This is a genomic window from Neorhizobium sp. P1_A6, from assembly GCF_056406795.1.
Map to the genome: position 1 here is coordinate 309,087 of NZ_JBFTZM010000004.1, position 24,315 is coordinate 333,401.

24 protein-coding genes, 1 tRNA gene and 1 riboswitch are annotated in these 24,315 nt (G+C 62.1%); of the genes, 10 read left to right on the forward strand and 15 right to left on the reverse strand.

Going from position 1 to position 24,315, the window contains the following annotated elements; genetic code table 11:
- The first annotated feature begins 1 nt into the window (after position 1).
- Both AC1D3C_RS10880 and AC1D3C_RS10885 read left to right on the forward strand, forming a co-directional pair.
- Positions 2-925 carry a LysR family transcriptional regulator gene (locus AC1D3C_RS10880; protein ID WP_038549375.1) on the forward strand — a complete coding sequence of 308 codons (924 nt, stop codon included), beginning with the start codon at positions 2-4 and terminating at the stop codon, positions 923-925.
- Complete coding sequence (locus AC1D3C_RS10885) at positions 922-2,325, forward strand: amidohydrolase family protein (RefSeq protein ID WP_477482887.1); 1,404 nt, start codon at positions 922-924, stop codon at positions 2,323-2,325. Before AC1D3C_RS10880 ends, AC1D3C_RS10885 begins: the two co-directional genes overlap by 4 nt.
- On the opposite strand, the gene fdxA is transcribed toward AC1D3C_RS10885, so the two are convergent.
- A complete protein-coding gene (fdxA, locus tag AC1D3C_RS10890) occupies positions 2,322-2,660 on the reverse strand; it encodes a ferredoxin (protein ID WP_477482888.1) in 339 nt (112 codons plus the stop codon). The genes AC1D3C_RS10885 and fdxA overlap by 4 nt on opposite strands.
- Before the next feature lie 195 nt (positions 2,661-2,855).
- Here fdxA and AC1D3C_RS10895 point away from each other — a divergent pair, with 195 nt between their 5' ends.
- On the forward strand, positions 2,856-4,658 hold the full coding sequence (locus AC1D3C_RS10895; RefSeq protein ID WP_477482889.1) for an adenine deaminase: 1,803 nt from the start codon (positions 2,856-2,858) through the stop codon (positions 4,656-4,658).
- A gap of 12 nt (positions 4,659-4,670) precedes the next feature.
- Here the strand turns inward: AC1D3C_RS10895 and AC1D3C_RS10900 are convergent, their stop codons facing one another.
- The 13 genes from AC1D3C_RS10900 to AC1D3C_RS10960 form a co-directional block, all read right to left on the reverse strand.
- Positions 4,671-6,068, reverse strand: a complete 1,398-nt coding sequence (locus AC1D3C_RS10900) for a M20/M25/M40 family metallo-hydrolase (RefSeq protein ID WP_477482890.1) — start codon at positions 6,066-6,068, stop codon at positions 4,671-4,673.
- Positions 6,069-6,155: 87 nt separating this feature from the next.
- Complete coding sequence (gene nadC, locus AC1D3C_RS10905) at positions 6,156-7,013, reverse strand: carboxylating nicotinate-nucleotide diphosphorylase (RefSeq protein WP_007772731.1); 858 nt, start codon at positions 7,011-7,013, stop codon at positions 6,156-6,158.
- 1 nt (position 7,014) lies between these two features.
- Complete coding sequence (locus AC1D3C_RS10910) at positions 7,015-8,556, reverse strand: L-aspartate oxidase (RefSeq protein WP_477482891.1); 1,542 nt, start codon at positions 8,554-8,556, stop codon at positions 7,015-7,017.
- Positions 8,553-9,524, reverse strand: coding sequence for a quinolinate synthase NadA (nadA, locus tag AC1D3C_RS10915; protein ID WP_255761674.1), 972 nt, complete (start codon positions 9,522-9,524; stop codon positions 8,553-8,555). Before nadA ends, AC1D3C_RS10910 begins: the two co-directional genes overlap by 4 nt.
- 68 nt (positions 9,525-9,592) lie before the next feature.
- Positions 9,593-10,495, reverse strand: coding sequence for an NUDIX hydrolase (locus AC1D3C_RS10920; RefSeq protein WP_247138530.1), 903 nt, complete (start codon positions 10,493-10,495; stop codon positions 9,593-9,595).
- A gap of 97 nt (positions 10,496-10,592) precedes the next feature.
- Positions 10,593-11,537: an ABC transporter substrate-binding protein gene (locus AC1D3C_RS10925; RefSeq protein WP_477482892.1), complete on the reverse strand. Its 945-nt coding sequence runs from the start codon at positions 11,535-11,537 to the stop codon at positions 10,593-10,595.
- On the reverse strand, positions 11,534-12,316 hold the full coding sequence (locus AC1D3C_RS10930; protein WP_477482893.1) for an ABC transporter permease: 783 nt from the start codon (positions 12,314-12,316) through the stop codon (positions 11,534-11,536). Before AC1D3C_RS10930 ends, AC1D3C_RS10925 begins: the two co-directional genes overlap by 4 nt.
- 135 nt (positions 12,317-12,451) lie before the next feature.
- A riboswitch (TPP riboswitch) is annotated at positions 12,452-12,555 on the reverse strand.
- Between the two features lie 163 nt (positions 12,556-12,718).
- Positions 12,719-12,979, reverse strand: coding sequence for a cell division topological specificity factor MinE (minE, locus tag AC1D3C_RS10935; protein ID WP_477482894.1), 261 nt, complete (start codon positions 12,977-12,979; stop codon positions 12,719-12,721).
- Positions 12,976-13,791, reverse strand: coding sequence for a septum site-determining protein MinD (gene minD / locus AC1D3C_RS10940; RefSeq protein ID WP_477482895.1), 816 nt, complete (start codon positions 13,789-13,791; stop codon positions 12,976-12,978). The genes minE and minD overlap by 4 nt, the downstream gene beginning before the upstream one ends.
- Positions 13,792-13,822: 31 nt before the next feature.
- On the reverse strand, positions 13,823-14,551 hold the full coding sequence (gene minC, locus AC1D3C_RS10945; protein WP_038543950.1) for a septum site-determining protein MinC: 729 nt from the start codon (positions 14,549-14,551) through the stop codon (positions 13,823-13,825).
- Between the two features lie 787 nt (positions 14,552-15,338).
- Positions 15,339-15,485, reverse strand: coding sequence for a DUF1127 domain-containing protein (locus AC1D3C_RS10950; protein WP_477482896.1), 147 nt, complete (start codon positions 15,483-15,485; stop codon positions 15,339-15,341).
- Positions 15,486-15,642: 157 nt separating this feature from the next.
- Complete coding sequence (locus AC1D3C_RS10955; RefSeq protein ID WP_038593626.1) at positions 15,643-16,032, reverse strand: RidA family protein; 390 nt, start codon at positions 16,030-16,032, stop codon at positions 15,643-15,645.
- A gap of 111 nt (positions 16,033-16,143) precedes the next feature.
- Positions 16,144-16,662: a Dps family protein gene (locus AC1D3C_RS10960; RefSeq protein WP_038543954.1), complete on the reverse strand. Its 519-nt coding sequence runs from the start codon at positions 16,660-16,662 to the stop codon at positions 16,144-16,146.
- Positions 16,663-17,024: 362 nt separating this feature from the next.
- Between AC1D3C_RS10960 and AC1D3C_RS10965 the strand changes: the two genes are divergently transcribed.
- Positions 17,025-17,261: a BrnA antitoxin family protein gene (locus AC1D3C_RS10965; RefSeq protein ID WP_477482897.1), complete on the forward strand. Its 237-nt coding sequence runs from the start codon at positions 17,025-17,027 to the stop codon at positions 17,259-17,261.
- Positions 17,262-17,439: 178 nt separating this feature from the next.
- On the opposite strand, the gene AC1D3C_RS10970 is transcribed toward AC1D3C_RS10965, so the two are convergent.
- Positions 17,440-17,694: a DUF982 domain-containing protein gene (locus AC1D3C_RS10970; RefSeq protein WP_038543958.1), complete on the reverse strand. Its 255-nt coding sequence runs from the start codon at positions 17,692-17,694 to the stop codon at positions 17,440-17,442.
- A 692-nt stretch (positions 17,695-18,386) separates the two neighbouring features.
- On the opposite strand from AC1D3C_RS10970, the gene AC1D3C_RS10975 reads away from it, so the two are divergent.
- The 6 genes from AC1D3C_RS10975 (at position 18,387) to rfbA (ending at position 24,306) form a co-directional block, all read left to right on the forward strand.
- Positions 18,387-20,237 carry a PBP1A family penicillin-binding protein gene (locus tag AC1D3C_RS10975; RefSeq protein WP_477483013.1) on the forward strand — a complete coding sequence of 617 codons (1,851 nt, stop codon included), beginning with the start codon at positions 18,387-18,389 and terminating at the stop codon, positions 20,235-20,237.
- 169 nt (positions 20,238-20,406) lie between these two features.
- Positions 20,407-20,480 (forward strand) — tRNA-Gln (locus AC1D3C_RS10980).
- Positions 20,481-20,784: 304 nt separating this feature from the next.
- On the forward strand, positions 20,785-21,381 hold the full coding sequence (gene rfbC / locus AC1D3C_RS10985; RefSeq protein WP_477482898.1) for a dTDP-4-dehydrorhamnose 3,5-epimerase: 597 nt from the start codon (positions 20,785-20,787) through the stop codon (positions 21,379-21,381).
- 27 nt (positions 21,382-21,408) lie between these two features.
- Complete coding sequence (gene rfbB / locus AC1D3C_RS10990) at positions 21,409-22,467, forward strand: dTDP-glucose 4,6-dehydratase (RefSeq protein ID WP_477482899.1); 1,059 nt, start codon at positions 21,409-21,411, stop codon at positions 22,465-22,467.
- Positions 22,464-23,393 (forward strand): dTDP-4-dehydrorhamnose reductase, encoded by a 930-nt coding sequence (rfbD, locus tag AC1D3C_RS10995; RefSeq protein WP_477482900.1) that lies wholly within the window; start codon positions 22,464-22,466, stop codon positions 23,391-23,393. The genes rfbB and rfbD overlap by 4 nt, the downstream gene beginning before the upstream one ends.
- Positions 23,394-23,397: 4 nt before the next feature.
- The gene (gene rfbA, locus AC1D3C_RS11000) at positions 23,398-24,306 is read left to right on the forward strand and encodes a glucose-1-phosphate thymidylyltransferase RfbA (protein WP_477483014.1); all 909 of its coding nucleotides are present in this window, start codon (positions 23,398-23,400) and stop codon (positions 24,304-24,306) included.
- Positions 24,307-24,315: the final 9 nt, after the last annotated feature.

Sequence of the window (24,315 nt, forward strand, 5' to 3'; positions counted from 1 at the left end):
TATGCACGCCAGTATCCTGAAATATTTCGTCGAAGTTGCGCGCGCCGGCTCGATCCGCAAGGCCTCCGAAGAGCTGCACGTCGCGACCTCCGCCGTCAGCCGGCAAATCCGCAAGCTTGAGGACGAGCTCGGCACGCCGCTGTTCGAACGGTTCTCCGATGGCCTGCGCCTCACCTCCGCCGGCAAGGTGGTGCTGAAGCACGCCAAGGAGACTATTCATCACTACGAGATCATGAAATCCGATCTCGGCGACTTGCAGGGCAAGCGCACCGGCCGCGTCCACATCGCCTGCCTCGACAGTCTGGCCGTGCAGTTCATGCCGGAATTCGTGATGGGATTTCATCACAAGAACCCGGCCGTCGATTTCCGCATCCGCGCCGACAACTTCAACAACATTTTTCATTTCGTTGCCGACGGCGACTGCGATATCGGCATCACCTTCGATCTCGCCCGGCCGCACGACATCAAGCTGGTCCACGGCGTGCGCATGCCGCTGATGGTGATGGTTGCCAAACACCATCCGCTGGCCCGCCAGAAAAGCGCCACCCTGCAGGAATGCGCCCAGTTCAAGCTGCTGCTGCAACTCGACAACGAGGTGATGAGCTCGATGATCGCCGTCGAGCTCGCCTCGCTCGATCGCGTCGGCCGCACGCTTGTGGCCACCAACAACCAGATGATGCTGAAACCGCTGATCCTCTCCGGCGAAGGCGTCGCCTTCTTCACGCCGCTCGGCCTCCTGAAGGAGTTGAAGGCCGGCGACGTCGTTGCCCTGCCGATCGCCGGCTCCCGCCTGCAGAACATGGAGGTCGGCATCGTCGCGCCCCATAACCGTCAGCTCACCCATGCCACGGAAGCCGTGATCGAGGCGCTGAGCGTCGATCTCGAAAAATTCAGCAACCAGATCGCGGAGGTCATCAAACGGTGACATCGAACGAAGACAAGCGCTTCCTGCAGCATCCGGGCCATCAAAAAGCCCTGCGTGGCCAGGCAGTACGAGCCGCCCTTCCCGCTCCAGCGTCCGCCATTCCGCTTTCCGACGGAGAGCTGCTTCTACCCATGCCGGTCAACGCCCACGACCACGGTTACGGCATCCGCACCCTGGATTTCGGCAGCCTCGACGATGCGCTGGAAACCTGGATCCCGACCATGCGGCTCAGGCCCTGCACTGACGCCTATCTCGAAGCCCTCGTCGCCTTCGGGCGCCTCGCAAAGACCGGCGTCGCTGCGACCATCCATTGCCACAATTCCCTCAATGCGGCCCGCATGGTCGACGAGGCCCTGGAGGTGATCCGCGCCGCAAAGGATGTCGGCATCCGGCTTGGCCTCTCCTGCCCGCTTCTTGACCACGACGCCTGGGCCTATGACGGCGGCCCCGAACGGTTGAAGTCGTTCCTGAGCGGTGCGGACTGGGAGGCACTGTCGCCCCTTGCGCCCCGTTATGCGCCTTTCCGCGATCAGCTCGCCGCCGCCGATGCAGTGGCAACCGCGAATACTAATCCGCTGGTCGATGTCCAGTATGGCCCAGTCGGCCCACAATGGTGCTCCAACGCCCTGCTCGAGGCGATTGCGGAGGCGTCGGCCACCAACAATCGCCGCATCCATATGCATCTGCTCGAAAGCCCGCGGCAACGGGCATGGCTGGACCGTCGCTTCCCACAGGGTATCGTCCGTTATCTCGACGACATCGGCTTCCTTTCGCCGCGCCTTGCCGTTGCACACGGCGTGCAGCTCCGCCCGGACGAGTATGAATTGCTGGCCGAACGCGGTGTCCAGCTCGTCTCCAACCCTTCCGCCAACCTGCGCCTACGCTCCGGCATGGCCCCGCTGGCGGATGCCGTCAAAAGCGGTCTGCGCTTTGGCATCGGGCTGGACGGAAGCGCCTTCGACGACGACCAGGATCTCTGGCGCGAAATGCGGCTCCTCTATTTCCTGCATGGCGGACGCGAGCTTGAGCGAGATTTCACCGCTGCCAACATTTTCGACGCCGCGATCCGCACCGGCGCGACCGTCGTCAACGCCCCGCTCGGAGAGGATTTTACGGTCGTCGACTACGAAGCCCTGATCGCCGACAGTGTCTTCGACGATCTCGACGAAGCTGAGGTGCTCCTCAACCGCATGTCCGCCGCCCATGCCAAGGCCGTCTATGTCGCCGGCCGGCCGGTCATGCAGGACGGCAGGCTCGTGAATGTCGATTTCGAGACGGCCCGCAAGGAACTGCTGGCCCAGGCCAAGGCCGACCTGCCGCGCCTGGCAATCGAGCGGGAGAGATGCGGCAAGCTGATCGCCGCCACCCGCGCCTATTACGGAAGCTGGACCAACGCTTAGTGAGCCGCCTCGCGCACGGGTGCTGATGTCACCACCGGGTGATCGATGGCCCTCGTCCGGCTTTTGTCCCAGCCGCCGGGTGATCCCAGCCCGGTGACATCGGGACCGAAATAATCCCGGTTGACCGGAACGAACGCTATCTGCGCCTCGGTCGCCTCCTCGTCGTAGGCGATGGCATCGACCGGACAGATGGAAAGACAGAGGCCGCAATTGATGCACTCGTCCGGATGGATATAGAACATCCGCCCACCCTCGTAGATGCAGTCGACGGGACAGGCAGCCGTGCAGGCGCCATCCTTCACGTCGATACAGGGTTCGGTGATGATATAGGCCATCGGATCGTTTGCCTCTCATTGCATCCGCAGCACTATCCCAAACCTTGGCGTTGCTGAAAAGCAGCATATTTCGCCGCAAGAGTTCGAATTTCGGCAACGCTCCAATTGTGTTGCCTCCCCTATTGGCGCTTCCTTGCCTCGCCAGCTTTCCCTACAATCCACCTGTCCTGCCCGAATCCTGGAAATGAGATTTTCATGAGCACCCTCACCCGCTTCTCCGTTCAGCCGCTTTCGACCATGACCCGCCGTCTCGCCGATGTCGCCTCGGCCCGTCGCGACCCCGATCTGGTCATCCAGGGTGCGCGCGTGCTGTCCACCTATTCGGAGCGCATTCTCGACGGTCGCGAAGTCTGGATCTCGGGCGGCCGCATCGCCGCTGTCAAACCGGCCGGCAGCTACCGGAATGGCTCGGCAAAGCTCTACGACGCCAAGGGCGGCATCATCGCCCCGGGCCTCGTCGATCCGCATATCCACATCGAATCCTCGATGGTGACAGCCTGCGCTTATGCCGAGGCCGCGCTTCTCAACGGCACCACGACGATCTTCTGCGACAGCCACGAGATCGGCAACGTCATGGATGTCGCGGGCGTCGAGGCGATGCTGGAAGATGCGCGCCAAGCACCGCTGTCGATTTTCCTGACCGTGCCGAGCACCGTGCCTGCGACGTCTCCGGAACTCGAAACCGCCGGCGGCGACCTGACGCCCGCCAAAATCGCCGCTCTGTTCGACAAGTGGCCGGAGGCCGTGGCGCTCGGCGAAAAGATGGATTTCGTCCCCGTCGCGATGGGCGACGAGCGCAGCCATGCGATCCTTGCCGCGGCACTCCAGCGTGGCCGGCCGGTCTCGGGGCATGTCTACGGAAGGGAATTCGTCGCCGCCTATGCCGCGTCCGGCGTCACCGATACCCATGAGGCGATCGACCGCGACATCGCCGACGATCTGCTCGAAGCCGGCGTCTGGCTCTTCCTGCGCGGCGGCCCGCCGACGACGCCCTGGCATTCGCTGCCGCATGCAATCAAGACGATCACCGAACTCGGCGCCTCGCACAAACGCGTCGCGGTCTGCACCGACGATCGCGACGCCGAGGACCTGCTCGCCTTCGGGCTCGACTGGGTGACACGCGAGGCGGTCAAGGCCGGCATGACGCCGGAACAGGCCTGGGCGATGGGCTCGCTGCACGGCGCGACCCGTTTCGGCATGGAAGGCGAAATCGGCGGCATGGGCGGCGGACGAAGGGCGGACCTCGTGCTTCTGACCGACGACCTGAAGCCGGTCAGCACCTGGTACGGCGGCGAACTCGTGGTCGACAACCGCAAGATCACGCTAATCCTGGATGAAGCGCTTTCAAAACCCTATCGCTATCCGGAGGCCGCCTACCACACCGTCAAGCTGCCGAAGAACCTCAAGCTGGCGCCCGATCTTCCGACCGACACGGTCACCGCCCATACGATCCGCACCGAGCTTCCCGGCATCACGCTCGGCCATGTCACAGTGACGCTCGAACCCGCCAACGACTGGCAGGCGCATTTCGACCATCATGACCTCTGCTTCGTCACCGTCGTCGAGCGCCACGGCAAGTCATCCGGTAATGTCGCGCACGGGCTACTGAACGGCTTCGGCCTGAAAAAGGGCGCCGTCGCCTCCTCCGTCGGCCATGATAGCCACAACATCATCGTCGCCGGCACGAATGAGCTCGACATGCAGCTGGCGCTGGATGCGATCGAGGAAAAACAGGGCGGCGTCTGCGTTGTCATGGACGGCAAGGTCACGGCGATGGTGCCGCTGCCGATCGCCGGCCTGCTCTCCGACAAACGTGTCCACGAGGTCGCCGACGAGGTGAAGGTCCTCAAGCTCGAATGGGAAAAGGCCGGCTGCACCATCGCCTATATGGGCTTCAACCTCATCCCGTTGTCGGTCATCCCGGAGATCCGCATCACCGACAAGGGACTTGTCCTGGTGCCGGAAATGGTGATCTCGCCGCTCTTCGAAAAAGCCTGAGCGGCGATATGATCAGTCGGCGAGCGCTGCGAGAATACGCACCCAGGAGCGGATGCCTTTGTGGAAGCTCGACAGGTCGTATTTCTCGTTCGGGCTGTGAACGCGGTTGTCGAAACGGGCAAAGCCGACAAGCAGCGCGTCACAGCCGAGCCGGCGCTTGAACTCGCCAATGATCGGGATCGAGCCGCCAGTTCCGGCAAGTGCGGCCTCGCATTCCCATTCGGTGGAAAGTGCGGCTAACGTCTTCGTCAGGAACGGGCTTTCGATCGGCATGACGGTTGCCGGCGCCAGGCCGAAATCCTTGAACGTTACCGAGCAGTCGGCCGGAATGCGCGCCGCGACATGCGCCTTGAAGGCGTCGCGGATCTTTTCCGGAACCTGGCCGTCGACCAGCCGGAACGAGATCTTCGCCATTGCCTTGGCGGGGATCACTGTCTTGAACCCCTCGCCCGTATAACCGCCGCTGATGCCGTTGATCTCGCAGCTCGGCCGCGCCCAGACCTGTTCGAGGATCGACCGGCCCGCCTCGCCCGCCGGAATGGTCAGCCCGATATCGGCCAGAAACCCTTTCTCATCGAACGGCAGCCGTTGCCACTGCGCCTTGATGGCTTCCGGCAATTCCTTGACGCCATCGTAAAAACGTTCGATCGCCACCCCGCCATCCGGCGTCCTGAGGCTCGACACGACATCCGACAGCACCTGCAGCGCGTTGCGGGCGGCATTGCCGAACATGCCCGAATGCAGATCCCGGTCGGCGCAGGTGATCTCGACCTCGGTGCTGTAGAGACCGCGCAGCATGGTGGTGACGGCCGGCGTTTCGCGGTCCCACATGTCGGTGTCGCAGACATAGACCATGTCGGCCTTCAGTTCCTCCGCGCTGGTATCGAGGAACGGCGCAAGGCTCGGGCTGCCCGCCTCCTCCTCGCCCTCGAAAAGGATGCTGACCTGCACCGGCAGTTTGCCGGTCACCGCCTTCCAGGCGCGGCAGGCTTCGACGAAGGTCATCATCTGGCCCTTGTCGTCCGAAGCGCCGCGCGCGACGATCGCGGTATCGCCGTTCGGCAACGGCTCCAGCCGCGGCTCGAACGGATCGCTGGTCCAGAGCGCCAGCGGATCGACCGGCTGGACGTCGTAATGCCCGTAGAACAGCAGATGCGGCCCGGCCGCCTCCTTCTGATGCGCAACGACCATCGGATGGCCCGTGGTCGGCCGGACGGAGGCATCGAAGCCGATCGCTCCGAGATCGCGGCTCAGCCACTCGGCCGCCGCCTTGCACTGATCGCGATAGCCGGGATCGGTGGAGATGCTCGGAATACGGATCAGGTCGAAGAGGCGCGCGAGGCTCTCGTCGATTTCGGCATCGACAAGAGCCAGCACGGCGTCGATCTGGTCTTCGGGTATTCTCGGCATCTTGCACTCCTTGCCCGTTCGGTGTTCCGGATCAAGGATGTACCATTGTTTTCAACGACACCGGAAGCCTCCGGCGCCGTCGGTCACCTAATTTGCGGACCGGAAATCGAGCCCGATGTCGAGCGTCGGCGCGCTGTGGGTGATCCAGCCGACGGAGAGCAGATCGACGCCCGAGGCCGCCACGGCTGCGGCCGTCACCGGCGTGATCCCGCCGGACGCCTCGGTGATCGCCCGGCCGCCGACGATGCCGACGGCTTCGCGAAGCTGGTCCGGCGTCATGTTGTCGAGCAGCACCGCATCGACACCCACGTCCATGGCTTCGCGAAGCTGTTCGAGCGTATCCACCTCCACCTCGATCTTGACCATATGACCGACGCCGGCCTTGGCACGACGGATGGATTCGGCAATGCCGCCGGCAATCGCCACGTGATTGTCCTTTATCAGCACCGCGTCATAGAGCGCAAAACGATGGTTCATGCCGCCGCCGGCGCGCACCGCATATTTCTCCAGCGCGCGGAGCCCCGGCGTGGTCTTGCGAGTGCAGACGACGGAGGCCCTTGTGCCTTCGATCGCCGCGACGATGCCGGCCGTGACGCTGGCGATGCCGGAGAGATGGCCGAGGAAATTGAGTGCCGTGCGTTCGCCGGTGAGAAGGCCTCTGGACGGGCCTTCGATCGTGGCGATCACGTCACCCGGCGTCACCGCCTCGCCGTCCTCGATATGGCGGGTCATGACGATCTTGGGGTCGACGAGCTGGAAGGCCAGTTCCGCCGCATCGAGGCCGGCAATGACGCCGGGCTTGCGGGCGGCCATGACGACCGTCGAGCGATGACCGGCCGGAATGACCGCCGTCGAGGTGACGTCGCCGGCCAGGCCGAGGTCTTCCAGAAGTGCGGCGCGCACCGGCGGTTCGACGAGAAGTCGCGGAAGAGCAGCAAGGATCATGTCAGGCACTCCGGGCAAGGGGATGGGAGGCGGTCGCGCGGGCGATCTCCAGCGCGTCGGCGAAGCACATCTGCCGCCGCTCCGCATAGGCGAACTTCAATGGGAAATCGGTGCGGGCATGCGCGCCGCGGGATTCCTTTCGCAGCGAGGCGAAGACTGCAATCAGCAGCGCGACGATGGCCGGATCGGCAGCGAATCCTTCGCCCTCGACGAGCGGCAGCAGGCTGGCGATCGCACCATGGATGGCACCGGCATTTCTGAGTACACCGAGATGCCGCGACACGATCGGCCGCACGGCGGAAATATCCGCCGGCACCGGCAGTTCGGCATTGGCGACCCGGTGAGGCATTTCAGCGGAGGTTGCCGAGAGATCCTGCGCGGCCCGCATGCCCAAAACGGCCGCTTCGAGCAGCGAGTTGCTGGCCAACCGGTTGGCGCCGTGGAGGCCGGTCGAAGCCGCCTCCCCGACCACCCAGAGGCCAGGCACGGAACTGCGGCCGTTTCCGTCCGTCGCCACACCACCCATGTGGTAATGAACGGCGGGACGAACCGGGATGAGGTCGGAATTGGGATCGACACTCGCCTCCCGGCAGAGTGCGTCGATTGCCGGGAAACGGCTGGAGAAACCGCTTCCGAGCGCCGGCCGGGCATCGAGAAAGACACGCCCGCCGCGGGCGATCTCGGCGCTGATAGCCCGCGCCACGATATCGCGCGCAGCAAGTTCCGCGCCCGGTTCGCGGGCGAGAAAACGCTCGCCCTTTTCGTTGACCAGCACCGCCCCTTCCCCCCGTACCGCTTCACTCACCAGCGCCAGCGGCCGTCGTTGGGAATCGAGCGCTGTCGGATGGAACTGCACGAATTCCATATCCGCCAGCATCGCGCCGGCACGCGCGGCGAGCATTATGCCCTGCCCGAAATTACCGGTCGGATTGGTGGTCGCGTCATAGAGCCCGCCGAGACCGCCGGTCGCGAGAACCACCCGCGAGGTCGGCAGGATGATCGCGCCCTTGCCCGTCGCGCAAAGCAGGCCGGACACCGCGCCGCCGTTCGTCAGAAGCCGCCGCACCTCGACACCGGCCAGCACCGTGATCGACGGCGTTGCGGAGACAGCCTCGACCAGAGCCCGGACGATCGCCGCACCCGAGCCGTCGCCCGCCACATGCACGATACGGCGGCGCGAATGGGCAGCCTCCAGGCCGAGCGAAAGCGAGCCATCGCCGGCCCGGTCGAAACGCACGCCGAATTTTTCCAGGATGGCGATGGCGTTCGGGGCTTCGTTCAGGATCGAAGCCGCTACAGCCGGATCACAAAGTCCGTCACCCGCTGCGAGCGTATCGGCCAGATGCAGGTCCGCGCTGTCGTCGGGCCCGAGGCTTGCGGCAATGCCGCCCTGTGCCCAGGCGCTCGACGTTTCCGCACCCAAGGCGGCGCGGGTGATCAGGACGACGGGCTGCGGCGCCAATGTCAGCGCCGTCACAAGCCCCGCCAGACCGCTGCCGACGATCGCAACGCGGCCGGCGAGATGGTCCAGGATCTCGGTCATATGGCGAGCATCCTCTCGACGGCGCGGCGGGCGGCAACCGCGATCGACGGATCGACGGTCACCTCGTGCTGGTTTTCCTCCAGCGCCTTGCGGATGTTGGCGAGCGTGATGCGCTTCATGTGCGGGCAGAGATTGCAGGGCCGCACGAATTCCACATCCGGGTGATGCACGGCGACATTATCGCTCATCGAGCACTCGGTCAGAAGCACGACGCGGGCCGGCTTCTTTTGGCCGACATAGTCCGACATGACGGCGGTCGATCCCGCAAAGTCGGCCTCGGCCACCACTTCCGGCGGGCATTCCGGATGCGCCAGCACCACCACGCCCGGATGCGCCTCGCGCAGATCGCGGACGTCCTGCGCATTGAACAGCTCATGCACTTCGCAATGGCCGTGCCAGGCGATGATCTCCACATTGGTTTCCCGCGCCACGTTCTGCGCTAGGTACTCATCCGGGATCATCAGCACTTTCGGAACGCCGAGCGATTCCACCACCTGCTTGGCATTGCCGGAGGTGCAGCAGATATCGGACGCCGCCTTCACCGCTGCAGACGTGTTCACATAGGTGATGATCGGCACGCCCGGATGCGCCTGCCGCAGCAGCGCGATGTCCTCGGGCGTGATCGAATCCGCCAGCGAACAGCCCGCCGCCATGTCCGGGATCAGTACCGTCTTCCCCGGGTTCAAGAGCTTTGCCGTCTCCGCCATGAAATGCACGCCGGCGAGCACGATCACATCCGCATCCACGTCGATCGCCTTGCGGGCAAGCGCCAGGCTGTCGCCGACGATATCCGCGACGCCATGGAAGATTTCCGGCGTCTGGTAATTGTGAGCGAGGATGACGGCGTTGCGGGTGCGCTTGAGCTCCAGGATCGCGGCGACATCCGCCTCGTAGCTCATCCACTCGGCCTTCGGGATGACGCGGCTGACACGATCGTAAAGCTGGGAAACCGAAACCGGGGAATTCATGAGCGACTCCTTTTATACTCGAAGTGAGTATATCCGGCGCAGAGACATATTCTCGTTTAGAGTTTATGTCAATTGCGTGAAAGCGGAAGTTTCGAACCGGAAAGCGCACGCTCTTCGAGGACCGCGTGACGGTAGCGGAAGAGCTTGGCAGGCCGGCCGCCAGTCTCGCTGGTAGCCTCCCCGGTTTCCTCGATCAGCTCCTGCTGGTCGATCAGCCGGCGGAAATTCGGCTTGTGCAGCGTCAGGCCGGCGAGCGCCTCGACGGTGCGCTGCAATTGCGACAGCGTAAAACTCTCCGGCATCAGTTCGAAGACTACCGGGCGATATTTGATCTTGGCGCGCAGCCGCGCGATCCCGGTCGCCAGGATACGGCGGTGATCGGCAAACATCGAGCGACCGAAATTTTTGGCCGGCGGACAACCGGCCTCGGTCACAAGGCCTGCCTCATACATCAACTCGTAACGCTGCAGGCCGAGATCCTCGTTCCAGGCGGCACCGTCTAGCCCGAAGGCAAAATCGACGCGGCGCTGGCGGTGTTCGCGGCGCGCCGTTTCCGAAGCGACCCAATCCTGCAGGCGGTCGGTGATGGCCGCCTGTATCTCCGGCCTCCCCCCGCGATGGTCCTCCCAGGGGAAATATTCGTACCAGCCGTGCCAGCCGGGTTTTCCGGCGCCGGGTGCGGCCTGTTCGCGAACGAGGCCGAGATAGCTGATCGAGATCGTCCGCCCCTCGGCATCCTCATGGGTGCGGTCGCGGTCGGCGAACGTATAGAGCTGTTCGAGATAACCGAGCGGATGGCCTGTCTGGTCGCCGACCCATTCGCGAAGCCCGGCCTGCAGGCTGCGATGGCCGAGCTCGAAAGGGCCGGACGGCAGCGCATCTCCCGAGCGTACCGTCATCACGCGCGGCTCGTCGCCGGTGACGGCGGACAGAACCGCGATCAGTTCCGCATGGGCAAGTCCGATGGTCAAGCAAACTCCGGGTCACGTAACGTGGAAAGCCTGTCTGGCATGAAAATCACGTTACGCGAACCCCGGAGCTCAAATCAAACGATATCAGCAACTTGGCTTATTTGATTTCGACCGCGACGTCGGAGACCGGAGGCGCTGCCTTGATTAGCCCCGTTTCCTTCATGAAGGCGGCGAAGCGCTGGTAGCGGCCTTGGTCGAGTGCGGCCGGACGCTTGGCAAAACGCGGCAGCGTGTCGAAGAACGCGGTGCGGTTCAACTCATCGTCGAGGTTCGGATAGGCCTTGATGAAAAGCTGCCAGGCCTCCTGCGGATGGTTGGTGATGTAGATCGATGCCTGTTCGACCGCATGCAGGAAACGCGGCAGCCGGTTGTCGCCAGCAAGATCACGGCGGGTGACGAAGATCAGCTCGTCATAGGCAGGAACCCCGTGCTCTTCCGGGAAGAAGGCGCGGCCCGCATGGCCTTCCAGCTTCATCTGGGTCAGTTCGAAATTGCGGAACCCGCCGAGTGTCGCATCCACCTTGCCGCCGATCAGCGACGGCGACAGCGAGAAATTGACGTTGATCAGCTCCACGTCGTCGCTGGAAAGCCCTTCGGAGGCCAGCATGCGCTTCAGCATCGCATCCTCGAAACCCGTGACGGAAAAGCCGACCTTTTTGCCTTTCAGATCCTTGAGGCTCTTGATCGGACCGTCCGCCAGCACCGTGACGGTGTTCAAGGGCGTCTCGACCAGCGTGCCGAACCGCACGAGCGGCAGGCCAGCCTCATGATCAAGATAGAGGTTTGGCTGGTAGTGGATACCGATATCCGCCTGGCCGGCCGAAACCAGCCGCGGCACCGCGGAGGCATCGGACGGCGGGATGAGCTCGACGTCGAGATTGGCATCGGCGAACAGTCCGCGCTGCTGGGCGATCACCATCGGCGCGTGGTCCGGATTGACGAACCATTCGAGAAGCACGCTGAGCTTGTCGGCCGCCTGCGAGGGCGCGGGCGCGGCGAGGCTTGCCAGCGCGATGAGGGACGCGGTGAGGATACGGATCATGATCGGACGGAACTCCCTGATGCGGATGAAGATGAAGGGTCGGTTTCGCTGGCCCACGGGGCGAGCCCGGCGGTCAGCCGGTCGATGAGAAGCCTTAGAATGAGAGTGAGAATGGCGAGTATGGTCATCGCCGCGAACACCGTGTCGGTCTGCATGCGGGCATTGGCCTGGACCATCACGAAGCCGAGCCCGCCGGACGCGCCCACCCATTCCCCGACGACCGCACCAAGCGGCGCCAGCGGGGCGGCGACCCGAAGGCCGGAAACTAGGCTCGGGATCGCCAGCGGCACGCGCATCGACACCAGCGTCTGCCAATGGCTGGCGCCCTCCAGCGAGACGGCGTCGAGGATTTCCTGATCGGTGCGGCGAAGACCGTCGGCAAAGGCGGAGGCGACCGGAAAGAAGATGATGATCGTCGTCATCGCCACTTTCGAGGCAAGCCCGAAACCCAGCCAGAGAACCAGGATCGGCGCCAGCACGAAGACGGGAAAGGCCTGCAGGATCAGCACCATCGGCCAGACGAGACGGCCGAGCCGCGGCAGCGCCGCAACGCCGAAGGCCGTGGCAATGCCGAGGCCTGCGCCGATCGCGAGGCCTAGCGCGATTTCGATCAGCGTGACGGCGCTGTTCTGCAGCAGGAAACCAGGCTGCCGCAGGAAGGCGGACGCGACGGCTACAGGCGACGGCAGAATATAGCGGGGCGGAGCAAACAGCCAGACCCCGGCTTGCCAGAGGGCGACAAGCAGGACGAGGCCGATGACCGCATGGGATGCACGCATGACGCTACGCGTCGAACCTGCACGTGACGGCCGGATACCCGTTGGGGACAACGGAAAGAATGGATGTCATCGGTCGATCTCCAGATCAGTCAATCACGGAGACCCAGGTGAAGCGGAGAAGAGAAAGTGCCGTCGGACGACGCCTATTTCCGTTCCTACGCCGGCATGACCCGGATCAGGTTCAAGGGTCCGGCTCGCCGCCATCTCAGCATCGTCAAGATGCCCCCCTCGGAATTACGACGATAACTGTCGGTTTTCAGCAATCCTGTCAAGCGGGCCGGATTGGCGGCCGTTTCCACTCAGCGCGTCGCCAGTCTTCCTTCGCGCGAGAAAGCGAAATACGAAACGCGGACAACCAGGTTGTCCGCGTTTCAAAATTCGAGTTTGCCGAATACTGCCGGCTCAGGCAGCCTGGCTGACGGCACCCAATGGGATCTCGACGTCGATCTCGAGGATCGTGACGTTCTCGTCGCGGTCCATCTTGACCTGCACCTTGTCGCTGTCGACCTGCACATGCTTGGCGATCACCGCAAGGATTTCCTCGCGAAGCAAGGATACGAGGTCTGAGCCGGTCGACGAGCGTTCGTGGGCGAGAAGCACCTGCAGGCGTTCGCGGGCCGTGGGTGCGGAGCGCTGTTTGCGGAAAAGGTTGAATATGGTCATGCGGCCCTCCGTGCGAAGATCTTGCCGAATATCCCCCGCTTTTCCCCGGGGATCGTGATCGGCAGAACTTCTCCTGCAAGCCGGCGTGCGGCATCGAAATAGGCCATGGCCGGTGCGCTGCGTGCGTCCGCCAGGGTGACCGGCGCACCGATATTCGAGGCGCGCAGGACATCCATGCTTTCGGGGATGATGCCGATCAGCGGGATGGAGAGGATCTCCAGCACGTCCTCGACCTTCAGCATATCGCCCCGCTCAGCGCGGTTGGCGTCGTAACGCGTCAAAAGCAGGTGCTTTTCCATCCGCTCGCCGCGCTCGGCCTTCATCGTCTTCGAATCCAGCAGACCGATGATGCGGTCCGAGTCGCGGACGGACGAGACTTCCGGATTGGTGACCACCACAGCCATATCGGCGTGGCGCATGGCGAGCGTGGCGCCGCTCTCGATACCGGCGGGGCTATCGCAGATGACCCAGTCGAAGACCCGCCTCAATTCGGTAATGACCCGCTCCACGCCCTCGGGCGTCAGGTTGTCCTTGTCGCGCGTCTGCGATGCCGGCAGCAGGAACAGCGTCTCCAGGCGCTTGTCGCGGATCAGGGCCTGCGAGAGCTTCGCCTCGCCCTGGATGACGTTGATCAGATCGTAAACGACCCGACGTTCGGCGCCCATCACGAGGTCGAGGTTGCGCAGCCCGACGTCAAAATCGACGACGACAACCCGTTCGTTTCGCTGGGCCAGAGCCGCTCCGAGTGCGGCAGTCGAGGTCGTCTTGCCAACCCCGCCCTTGCCTGAAGTGACTACGATGACTTTCCCCATCTTGCTCTCCTGTTTGCTGGCCGGTTGCGGCTCAAATAAGTTTCTCTGCCATGATCGAATCCCCTTCGAGCCAAAGCTGGACTGAATGTCCGCGAAGGCCGGGGGCCATGTCGTCCGCCATCTTGTAGATGCCGTCGATTGCCAAAAGCTCGGCTTCGAGCTTGCGGCAGAAGATGCGTGCCGATGCGTTTCCGAGCGATCCTGCCATGGCCCTGCCACGCAGGGTCCCGTAAATGTGGATCGAGCCACCAGCGATGATTTCAGCTCCCGAGGCGACCGATCCGATAATCGTCACGTCACCTTCGGGGAAGATCACCGACTGCCCCGACCGCACGGGATCGCGAATGACGATGGACTGCAAGGTCGGACGCATCTCCGGCACCGACGGTTTCGGCTCGCTGTTGTGCAGTTCGATGATCGGCTCCTTGGCGACGGCTTCGTCGGAGACCGGCCGACCACCCTTGAGTGCCGGAGGCATGCCTGGCCCAAGGATCGAAGGACGGCCGCCTTCGATGCCCATGATATTGACGCTGCGCCCGGCAAGCTCGGCGATGAGCTCTTTCAACTGAGCGCGATCGATCGGCAGATCGGTGACATCGAGCACGACCGGTCGGCCCAGAAAGAACCCGGCGGAACGCGCCGCGAGATCATCCAGCCTGACAAGCCAGTCGTCGAAGGGAAGGTCGGGAGCAAGCACGACCGCCAGAAAAGAACGGCCCTTGATACGGATAGCGCGAGCGTCTGTTAGCATTTTGGTCATCTGCGTAAAGAAATCGTGACCATTTTTTAGCCCCGATATGGTTAACAATTGGTAAACAAGAGCCCCTTGGAGGGCCTGGTTTTAACCGATCGTTACGATCTTCCCTTGCACCAGGTCCACCTCGGCAACATAGGCTTCGCGACGAAGAGAAGACCGGGAGCGAGGAAGGGAAAAGCAGATCGACAGGGCGATGCGCCGGACGCGAATCATCTCCTCCGGCGCTTCGATGATGGCTGCGATTCTGGCTGTTATGGAGATTCGGTTGCCGTGAGAATCCGTAGAAGACCGTTTTCCGGCGAGTGCCCCTTCTCCGCGATGCGGCAACGGATCGCCTCGCCGCGTCTTCGACTTTCAGGCACGAATCGACATCGCCGGATGCCACCTGAGCGACCTCGGTTAAACGCGCGATTTTGAATTCTGAAAAACCCTCAGCCCCAAAACGAAAAAGCCTGCCGCGGGAGGAGGTGCGGCAGGCTTTCCGTAAAGAACCGAACAGCGGCTGGGAGGAGGAGTGCCGCCGTTCCTACAGACGTCCCTGGGAGGAGGAGTGGGCCGTCTGATAACACGAAGCTCTGCGGGAGGAGGTGCATCGCTTCGATAAGTATGACTATACAACGATGCTGCACTATTGATAGTCATTATGTTGCAGTGCAGCTATACGAAAAATGCATACCTGCAAACGGGTAGTGAAAGTCTCAAAGAGGTCTGGCGCGCAGAACATCTTCTGACGCAGAAACGCCCGCGGCAATGGCGGGCGTCGTGCATGGTCCAAGCAGCAATATCGGGATTAGCGAGCGATGGCTGCGCGGGCGACGTTGCGGATGTCGGAGCGGTCGATGCCGAGGTCCTGCAGTTCTCGGCTGGTCATGCGGCCGAGTTCGGTGACGGTCTGACGATACTTGCGCCAGTTGTTGAAAGAGCGTGCTACGTTCATGATCGGGTCCCTTTCCTGAGACTGTCTGACGTCAGCAACCGTTCTTGGCTCCGGCGTCGTTCGATGACAGGGATATAATCCTTCCCACCTGCCTGTAAAAGCAACAAAGCCTCAGGGCACCCATGCAAAACCTGCATTGGTCTTGCGGAAATGCCCGCTATTCCGCCTTGGTCGATGCCGCAGCGCACACCATGATCATCTCGACTTTCAGATTGGGATTGGCAAGCCGCGCCTCGAAACAGGCCCGGGCGGGCGGAGCCATGCCCGAAACCCAGGCGTCCCAGACCTCGTTCATTTCGGCATAACCGTCCATGTCGGCCAATATGATCGCGCAGAAGATCAGGCCCTGCTTGGCGCTGCCGATTTCGGCAAGCCGCGCTTCGGCTTTGGCGAGCAGTTGCCGGGTCTGTTCGGCGGTGCTCAAATTACCGTCATAGGGGGCTTGAGGCGTGACGGCGAAGTAGCCGGTGCCTTGATGCACGACAGCCGAACTTCCGCGGCTGCCGATGCCGAAGCGGTCGATGATGGAGGAGAAGTCTTGAATCATGAAATGCCTGTACGGGTTCTGAACGATGGATGAGATGTCATCGCGACGATCGGCGGCAGCGACGCCGTTGCCGCCGGGGGGGGGCTTTATAGATTTCAATTGGTGACCGATTTATTCGGCGCCGCGTGTCGTCTCGAACAGGAACCAGGCGCGGCGTTCCGTCTCGTCGATCCAGACTTCCAGCAGGCTCGTGGTGGCTACGTCGTTATGTTCGGCGCAGACTTCGTGGGCCTGGCGCAGGAACGACACGAGTTGCTGGTTGTCGTCCTTCAGTTCGGCAAGCATGTCCCGCGGGGTGACGAAATCGGCGTCGTTGTCGAGAAGGCGCTGCAACCGGCCGATATGGCCGATCGAGCGGATGGTCGTGCCGCCGATCTTGCGGGCACGTTCGGCAATCGCGTCGGTCATGGCAAAAATCTGCTCGCCCTGTTCGTCGAGCATCACGTGGTAATCGCGAAAATGCGGGCCGCTCATATGCCAGTGAAAATTCTTGGTCTTGAGATAGAGCGCGAACGTGTCCGCAAGCAGCGCCGCAAGCGCACCGGCAATATCGGCGGTGGCGTTGGAGGGCAGATCGGAGGGAGTGTTCAACGATGCCTTGCGGCGGTTTTCAACGGCGGTGCGATCCATGGTCGTTCTCCTTGGGTGAGACGGATGGGCTTCGGACTTGGACAGACTGACCGGAGGCCAGTCGAACGGGACTGATCCGAGGACGATCGACGGAGACGGCGTGCGTCAACAGAAGTGCTCGGGAGAGCGTTCTCGGGATCGAGGACGGTTATACGACCAAGATCAGAAATCCCATAGTGGGTTTCCGAGGTTTGCGGAGCCGGTACGGCCCACATGCCGATTGGCAATGCCTCTTCCCGCTGACCGCCCTGCTCCGCGATTGCTATTTCGCCAAGCTTGCTGATAGTTCGGGAAAAGAGCCGCGTCTGCAGGCCAGAACTGCGACGGCGAACACCCTCCCCTTTTTGACCAAGGAGATCATCATGACACGTCCCCCGCGCCGGCCCGTCAATCCACTCGAAGCTGCCGAGGCGCTGTTCTCGCCGGCCAAGAAGGCTGCCCCGGCTCCAGCCGTCGAGCGGCGGGCGCCACCCAATGTCAAGGAACTCGTGTCGCTGAAGCTCGACAGCGACGTGATCGCCTATTTTCAGGAAGATGGCCCCGGCTGGCAGGATCGCATCAACGATACGCTCCGTGCGGCCATGAACGACAGGGATTGAACGACATGGCATGGTCACCGCGCTATGGCAGGTGACCTACCGCTTCCGGCCCGTATACCCAGTCTGCAACCGACGCTGCTCGACAGCCGCCGTCTGGCCGCCCGGGATATTTCGGCGCTTCGCTATATCCATCCGCGAACAGGTCCATGAAGATTGGCTGTATCGCAAAAGATCAGGCTTATTGGAGCATTCCCGCTTCGAGTGCGGCGGACAGAAACGTCTCACGTGCAGATGCGGCGTCTACCTGTCTGCGCAGCGCAGCCGAGCAGAATTCGGTTGCCGTCCTGTAGCGCTCGTTGCGCGCGCCAGGCCATTTGTTGGTAAGGTAGATCAAGGCCTCTGCGGGAGTTCGAATAATTTCCGGAGACCTTCGCCCGACCGTCACGATCACCGGCTCCGGCCAGTTCGGATCGCTCATCACCCGTTTTTTCATGCTTTTCCTCCGCTTGCAGATCAAACTTGCAGATCCGATAGTGACACGGCTTTCGCCGTCTATCTATTTGACCGCGCTTACTTCATTGGGAGTAGAGCGTCACGGCTTCGATCACCGATAGGCGCGGCAGCACCTTCCTTTTGTGCTGTCATGCACTATTTCATTTAAGAGAACCAACCGCACCGCAGTGAATGACCAGCCCTGAGGACAGCTCGAAGAAACCGGATGAACGTGCCCTCAGCGAGCCCGCGCCGATGACTGACACAGAGGCGGCACCAAAAGACGTGCCGGAAACGAGCGACCTTCACGAAGAAGGCTTGCATCCGGGCGAACCGCCAGACGATCAGAAAACGAGCGGTCATTCTGCCCCTGTCTTTGGGCAAAGCGGGCGCGCCGTCCGTGAGTTGCTGACCGCGCTCCGCCAGGATCTCGGAACGTCGTGGCGATCGGGCTCTCTCTGGATAAGGAACGCCGCCGCTACGGTTCGGGAGAAATACACAAGGCCGAAAAAGCGAGAACCCGACCCGACATCCAGGCCGGCAGCGGAACGCCTTTCAGGCCTCCGCAGTAAAGCCCTCTCCGCAATGGTCGCCTTGCGGCATTGGCGGCCAATTTCAAGGCAGAACCGGCAGTCAAGACGGTTGTCCTGGATAACCGTGGCTGCACTCGCATCATTTGCCTGCGTCCTCGTCATGGCGGGCGTTCTAGTATGGGCCTTGAAGGACGTGCCGTGGCGGGAGATCGCGGCAGGCACACTGAAGCCTGTCATCGTGCTTGAAACGGCGGATGGCGCGCCGCTTGTGCGGCAAGGCCCGTATCAGGGACCATATGCAGCTTACAATCAGTTTCCGCAGTCCCTCGTCGACGCTGTCCTGTCGATCGAGGACAGGCGATTTATGACCCACTACGGTGTCGATCCGCAGGGCATCGGCCGCGCATTCGTCAGGAATTTTCAGGCAGGCTCGGTGGTCCAGGGCGGCAGCACGATCACCCAGCAATTGATCAAGCTGCAATATCTGCAAAGCGATCGGACGCTGAAGCGGAAGATCCAGGAAGTGGTCATTGCGTTCTGGCTGGAATGGAAACTGGGCAAGCAGGAAATCCTGACCCGCTATCTGAATGCCGCCTATCTCGGTTCGGGTGCGACCGGAATGCCGGCCGCCGCACGGATTTACTTCAACAAAGACATCCGAGACCTCAACGTCTCGGAATCAGCGCTACTCGCGGGCCTCTTGAAGGCGCCGAGCCAGTTGAACCCGATCGACAATATCGAGGGCGCCCGCCAACGGACAGCGACTGTGCTCGCCGCGATGGTTGACAATGCCAAGCTGACGCCAGACGAAGCAGCCGCCGCCAGGGCGGAATTTGGCAAGCTCCGCCCGACGACGCCGACACCCCGTTCGGGAAGCTGGTTCGCCGACTGGATTTCGCCGCAGGCAAGCGAGATCGCAGGCGCCACCCCAGGCTCGACGACGGTACGCACAACCCTGGTCCCGCGTCTTCAGCGCATTGCCGAAAAGGTGATAACACAGGCTCTCGACGAAGACGGAAAGTCGCTTGGCGCCAGCCAGGCGGCGCTTGTGGCGATGACGCCAGAGGGCGCCGTCGTCGCCATGGTCGGCGGGCACGACTACAAGACGAGCCAGTTCAACCGCGCCGTCACGGCGATGCGGCAGCCCGGCTCCACGTTCAAACTTTTCGTCTATTACGCCGCCCTGAAGAAAGGACTGACCCTTTTTGACCGCGTCCTCGACGCACCAATCGAAATCGACGGGTGGTCGCCTGAAAATTCCGGCGGCGCTTACCGCGGCTGGGTCACATTGGCCGAAGCTTTCGCCCGTTCGCTGAACGCCGCAACGGTCGCCCTCGCCCAGGATGTCGGGCTCGACAACGTCGTCGCCGCAGCAAAGGAACTCGGCATCGACACGCCCCTGGCGCCGACCCCATCTCTGGCGCTCGGAACATCGGAGGTGAACCTGCTCGACCTCACCAGCGCCTATGCGTCGGTTCGCCTCGGCAAGGCGCCGGTCGAGCCATGGGGGATTGTTGATTTTCGAGCATCGGGGCAATCCCAGACTTTCAGGGTGGGCGAAAAGACAACGCCCTCCATCGATCTGTCGCCCTACGAGTCCGACCTGCTTGGCCTGCTGCAGCTCGTCATCGAACGCGGTACCGGCCGTGACGCAGATCCCGGCACATTCGCGGCCGGCAAGACGGGCACCAGCCAGAACAATCGCGATGCCTGGTTCGTCGGTTTCACCGAGCCCCTGGTCGTCGGCGTCTGGGTCGGGAATGATGACGACACGCCGATGAAAGGCGTGACGGGCGGCTCGCTTCCAGCCCGGATCTGGCGGGACTTCATCCGCGCGGCAATGGCCGAGCCCGCTCCCGGTTTCGACCTGAACAAGGGTCTGGCAACCGGCGAGCCGGGCGCGGCGCCCTCCTGCAATATCACCGCCTGCTCCCGCAGCTACCGCTCTTTCCGGGCCTCCGACTGCACCTATCAACCTTTTCGGGGTGAGCGCAGGCTTTGCGAAAGGTGAACGCTGGCATTCGGAGCGCGGGGCGGCGGCGCACCAGTTTCGAGTAAATTTCCGAAGCCAATGAAAGTATGAGATTTAACAAAAAACGACCGTTCTGTGATTGCTCGCCGAATGAAGCTTTGCTAGAGCAAGCCGCATTGCCTGGGCGGTATCATCACCGCCGTCATGGTGGGGCGTCGCCAAGCGGTAAGGCAACGGTTTTTGGTACCGTCATCCCTGGTTCGAATCCAGGCGCCCCAGCCAAGCTGTGTCGGTCCGTTCTGGACACATGGGTTACGGTTTACTCCAGAGACATAGGTAACACTTTCGTCCCGAACGGGTGATCTCGGTCGAGCACCCAGACGACGATTTACCGCGGCGTCGATCTGCCCGTATTCGTTCCCCCAACACTTTTGCCGTCGGAACGACGGAAGATAGCGGGCGTAGGCTTCACTACCGCTATTGGACGATCCATCGCCGATCTGATGAGCCGCGCCTGAATTGCGCTGCTAATTCCCATGTGCCCTTATGGCTAAACATTCCGCAGTTTCAGGATCATGGGGGCCCTGTGCGCTTCGATAGAACGATCATTGAGGACGTTTTATTATTGGTTCCGAAGAAATTCGGCGATTCCCGAGGTTATTTCCTGGAAACCTTTCGGAAAAGCCTTTTTGAATCGGAAGTAGGTCCTTTCACGTTCGTTCAGGATAACCGGTCTTACTCGGCAGAGGCGGGAACTGTCCGCGGTCTCCACTTTCAAATCCATCCTCGTGCACAAGGCAAGCTGGTCTCGTGTTCGAGCGGCGCATTCCTGGATGTGGCGGTTGATATCCGTGCCGGATCGCCGACTTATGGCAAGTTCGTCGCGGTGGAACTATCGGCCGAGAATGCCCTTCAGCTTTGGCTGCCGCCGGGTTTTGCACATGGGTTCTGCACCCTGGCGGCAGATACGGTCATCACCTACAAAGTGACCGACTATTACAGCGCGGAACACGAGCGTGGCCTGCTCTGGAACGATCCCGAGCTTGGGATCGAATGGCCCGTCGCGGCAGACAAGGCGATCCTGTCGGAAAAGGATCGGGGGCAGCCGACGCTCGCCGAGCTTCAGTCCAACTTCAGTTATGCCGTCAACGATCAATTCGGCAAACTCAGCCGCAGCGGTTGACGAGAGCTCTTGGGGGTAATTCAAGGCATGCGCGTGCTTGTGACCGGTGGGGCGGGTTTCATTGGATCGGCGGTCATCCGCCACCTCGTGCTCGAAAAGGGCTACGAGGTCCTGAACATCGATAAATTGACCTATGCCGGCACGCTGACGTCGCTGAGGTCGGTTGAAGGCAAGCCGTCCTATCGGTTCTTCAAGATAGACATATGCGATGCTGCGGCGGTGAGTTCCGCGATTTCGACATTCGGGCCAGACCGCGTGATGCATCTGGCCGCCGAAAGCCATGTCGACCGTTCCATCCTCGGCGCACGTCAATTCGTCGAAACCAATATTCTCGGCTCCTTCACCATGCTCGAATGTGCCCGGGAGTACTGGGCATCGCTTGAGCATCGGAAAAAGGAGGCTTTCCGCTTCCTGCACGTTTCGACGGATGAGGTCTACGGCTCGCTGGAGCGGGATGGGCTGTTCTCGGAAACCACACCCTACGATCCGAGTTCACCCTATTCTGCATCGAAGGCCGCATCGGACCATCTCGCCAAGGCATGGGCACGCACCTACGAGATGCCGGTCATCGTCTCCAACTGCTCGAACAATTACGGCCCCTTCCACTTTCCGGAAAAGCTGATCCCGCTGACGATCCTCAATGCGCTCGAAGGCAAATCTCTGCCGGTCTATGGGAGCGGCGCGAATATTCGCGACTGGCTTTACGTCGAGGATCATGCCCGGGCGCTGGATCTCATCGCCGAGCGCGGCAGGGTCGGCGAAACCTACAACGTCGGAGGCCGCAATGAGCGCAGCAATATCGACGTAGTAAAGCACATCTGCGCGATCCTCGACGATTTGCGGCCGGGCGGAGGCCGCCATGAAAATCTGGTCCGGTTCGTGACCGACAGGCCGGGGCATGATGCACGTTACGCGATCGACGCGAGCAAACTGGAAACGGAACTGGGCTGGAGGGCGCAGGAGAGCTTCGAGACCGGGATCGAAAAGACGGTGCGCTGGTATCTCGACAATGAATGGTGGTGGGCGCCGCTTCGCCAGGGATATGACGGCAGTCGCCTCGGGCTTCTCAAGGCCGGTGCTGGATGATGGGTAATCCCAAGCGATACGTGGTCACCGGACTCAAGGGACAGGTCGTTCAGTCTCTCCTCGAAAACACGAAAAAGCGAATCGATGTCGAAATCATTGCGCTTGGCCGCCCTGAACTCGATTTAGCGATGCCGGAGACCATTGCCGCAGCCGTCGAGGCCGCTCGCCCCGACCTGATCGTCTCCGCAGCCGCTTTTACTGGAGTCGACCAGGCCGAAATCGACAGGGAGGTGGCCTTTACCGTCAACGCAACAGGTCCTGCGGAACTGGCGCGCGTAGCGGCAGCACTCCAAGTGCCGATCGTCCACCTGTCCACAGACTATGTCTTCGACGGCAGCAAGTCCTCCCCCTATGTCGAATCCGATCCGGTCGCACCGCTTGGCGTCTATGGCCGCGACAAATTGGTAGGCGAGCGGAACGTGGCGGCCGCAACCGAAAACCATGCCATCCTCCGCACCGCCTGGGTCTACAGCCCGTTCAGCCGGAATTTCTTGCGCACCATGCTGAGGGTCGCCGAGGCAAGGGAAGAGGTGCAGGTCGTCGAGGATCAGATCGGAAACCCGACTTCGGCGATCGATATTGCCGATGCCATCATCGCCGTCGGGCAAAATCTGCTGGCTTCAAACGACCGTGCCCTGCGCGGCATCTTTCATATGGCCGGAACGGGCGCGGCGAGCTGGGCAGACTTCGCAGACGAGATTTTCAAAATTTCGGCGGCAAATGGCGGGCCTTCCGCAAGGGTCGTCCGCATCCCCACCAGCGCCTACCCGACACCCGCCCGGCGACCCGCCAATTCGCAACTGGACTGTTCAAGACTCTACAGGCGCCACGGCATCGTCATGCCCGATTGGCGGGGCTCGACGGGATATGTCGTCAGGCGCCTGCTGGAGCCGGCCGATCTTGAAAACAGAAAGTTCGGGAGGTGAAATGATGAAGGGGATTATTCTCGCCGGAGGCAGCGGCACGCGGCTACACCCGATGACCCAGGTGCTGTCCAAACAGTTGATGCCGATCTATGACAAACCGATGATCTATTATCCCCTGTCGACGCTGATGCTGGCGGGGATTCGCGACATCCTGATCATCTCGACCCCAAAGGATCTCCCGAATTTCCAGCTGCTGCTCGGCGACGGTTCCAAATGGGGCCTCTCGTTGTCTTATGCGGAACAACCCTCTCCTGACGGCCTTGCGCAGGCCTATATCATCGGGGCCGACTTCATCGGCTCCAGCTCGTCCTGCCTCGTCCTCGGCGACAACATCTTTTTCGGCCACGGCATTACCGACCTCTTCAAAAGCGCCATGGCGCGGGAAAGCGGCGCCACGGTTTTTGCCTACCATGTCAACGATCCGCAGCGTTACGGCGTGGTCGAGTTCGACAAGCAGATGAAGGCGGCTTCGATTGAAGAAAAGCCGGAACGCCCTCGTTCGAACTGGGCCGTTACCGGCCTCTATTTCTATGACAAGGACGTCGTCGACATTGCTGCCAACCTGAGACCTTCCGCCCGAGGCGAACTGGAGATCACCGACGTCAATCGGGCCTATCTCGATCGCGGCACGCTCCATGTCGAGATGATGGGACGCGGGTATGCCTGGCTCGACACAGGAACACCGGACAGCCTGTTGGAAGCGTCGGAATTCGTGTCGACGCTGGAACGCCGCCAGGGCGTCAAGATTTCCTGCCCCGAGGAGATTGCCTATCGCCTGAACTTCATCGACGCCGTTCAGCTCGAATGCCTCGCCAGGCAATATGGGAAGAGCGCCTATGGACGCTATCTGACGGGGCTTCTGGAGGCTCCCGAACCGCTGCAGGTCCACAAACCGCTTAGCCTGGTCGGGTAAGTTGAAGCG

What these genes read in the sequence shown, in the direction of transcription:
- AC1D3C_RS10880 (WP_038549375.1), top strand. Translation starts at nt 2, where the DNA reads ATGCACGCCAGTATCCTGAAATATTTCGTCGAAGTTGCGCGCGCCGGC.
- fdxA (WP_477482888.1), bottom strand. Translation starts at nt 2,660, where the DNA reads ATGGCCTATATCATCACCGAACCCTGTATCGACGTGAAGGATGGCGCC.
- AC1D3C_RS10895 (WP_477482889.1), top strand. Translation starts at nt 2,856, where the DNA reads ATGAGCACCCTCACCCGCTTCTCCGTTCAGCCGCTTTCGACCATGACC.
- AC1D3C_RS10900 (WP_477482890.1), bottom strand. Translation starts at nt 6,068, where the DNA reads ATGCCGAGAATACCCGAAGACCAGATCGACGCCGTGCTGGCTCTTGTC.
- nadC (WP_007772731.1), bottom strand. Translation starts at nt 7,013, where the DNA reads ATGATCCTTGCTGCTCTTCCGCGACTTCTCGTCGAACCGCCGGTGCGC.
- AC1D3C_RS10910 (WP_477482891.1), bottom strand. Translation starts at nt 8,556, where the DNA reads ATGACCGAGATCCTGGACCATCTCGCCGGCCGCGTTGCGATCGTCGGC.
- nadA (WP_255761674.1), bottom strand. Translation starts at nt 9,524, where the DNA reads ATGAATTCCCCGGTTTCGGTTTCCCAGCTTTACGATCGTGTCAGCCGC.
- AC1D3C_RS10925 (WP_477482892.1), bottom strand. Translation starts at nt 11,537, where the DNA reads ATGATCCGTATCCTCACCGCGTCCCTCATCGCGCTGGCAAGCCTCGCC.
- AC1D3C_RS10930 (WP_477482893.1), bottom strand. Translation starts at nt 12,316, where the DNA reads ATGCGTGCATCCCATGCGGTCATCGGCCTCGTCCTGCTTGTCGCCCTC.
- minE (WP_477482894.1), bottom strand. Translation starts at nt 12,979, where the DNA reads ATGACCATATTCAACCTTTTCCGCAAACAGCGCTCCGCACCCACGGCC.
- minD (WP_477482895.1), bottom strand. Translation starts at nt 13,791, where the DNA reads ATGGGGAAAGTCATCGTAGTCACTTCAGGCAAGGGCGGGGTTGGCAAG.
- minC (WP_038543950.1), bottom strand. Translation starts at nt 14,551, where the DNA reads ATGACCAAAATGCTAACAGACGCTCGCGCTATCCGTATCAAGGGCCGT.
- AC1D3C_RS10950 (WP_477482896.1), bottom strand. Translation starts at nt 15,485, where the DNA reads ATGAACGTAGCACGCTCTTTCAACAACTGGCGCAAGTATCGTCAGACC.
- AC1D3C_RS10955 (WP_038593626.1), bottom strand. Translation starts at nt 16,032, where the DNA reads ATGATTCAAGACTTCTCCTCCATCATCGACCGCTTCGGCATCGGCAGC.
- AC1D3C_RS10960 (WP_038543954.1), bottom strand. Translation starts at nt 16,662, where the DNA reads ATGGATCGCACCGCCGTTGAAAACCGCCGCAAGGCATCGTTGAACACT.
- AC1D3C_RS10965 (WP_477482897.1), top strand. Translation starts at nt 17,025, where the DNA reads ATGACACGTCCCCCGCGCCGGCCCGTCAATCCACTCGAAGCTGCCGAG.
- AC1D3C_RS10970 (WP_038543958.1), bottom strand. Translation starts at nt 17,694, where the DNA reads ATGAAAAAACGGGTGATGAGCGATCCGAACTGGCCGGAGCCGGTGATC.
- AC1D3C_RS10975 (WP_477483013.1), top strand. Translation starts at nt 18,387, where the DNA reads ATGGCGGGCGTTCTAGTATGGGCCTTGAAGGACGTGCCGTGGCGGGAG.
- rfbB (WP_477482899.1), top strand. Translation starts at nt 21,409, where the DNA reads ATGCGCGTGCTTGTGACCGGTGGGGCGGGTTTCATTGGATCGGCGGTC.
- rfbD (WP_477482900.1), top strand. Translation starts at nt 22,464, where the DNA reads ATGATGGGTAATCCCAAGCGATACGTGGTCACCGGACTCAAGGGACAG.
- rfbA (WP_477483014.1), top strand. Translation starts at nt 23,398, where the DNA reads ATGAAGGGGATTATTCTCGCCGGAGGCAGCGGCACGCGGCTACACCCG.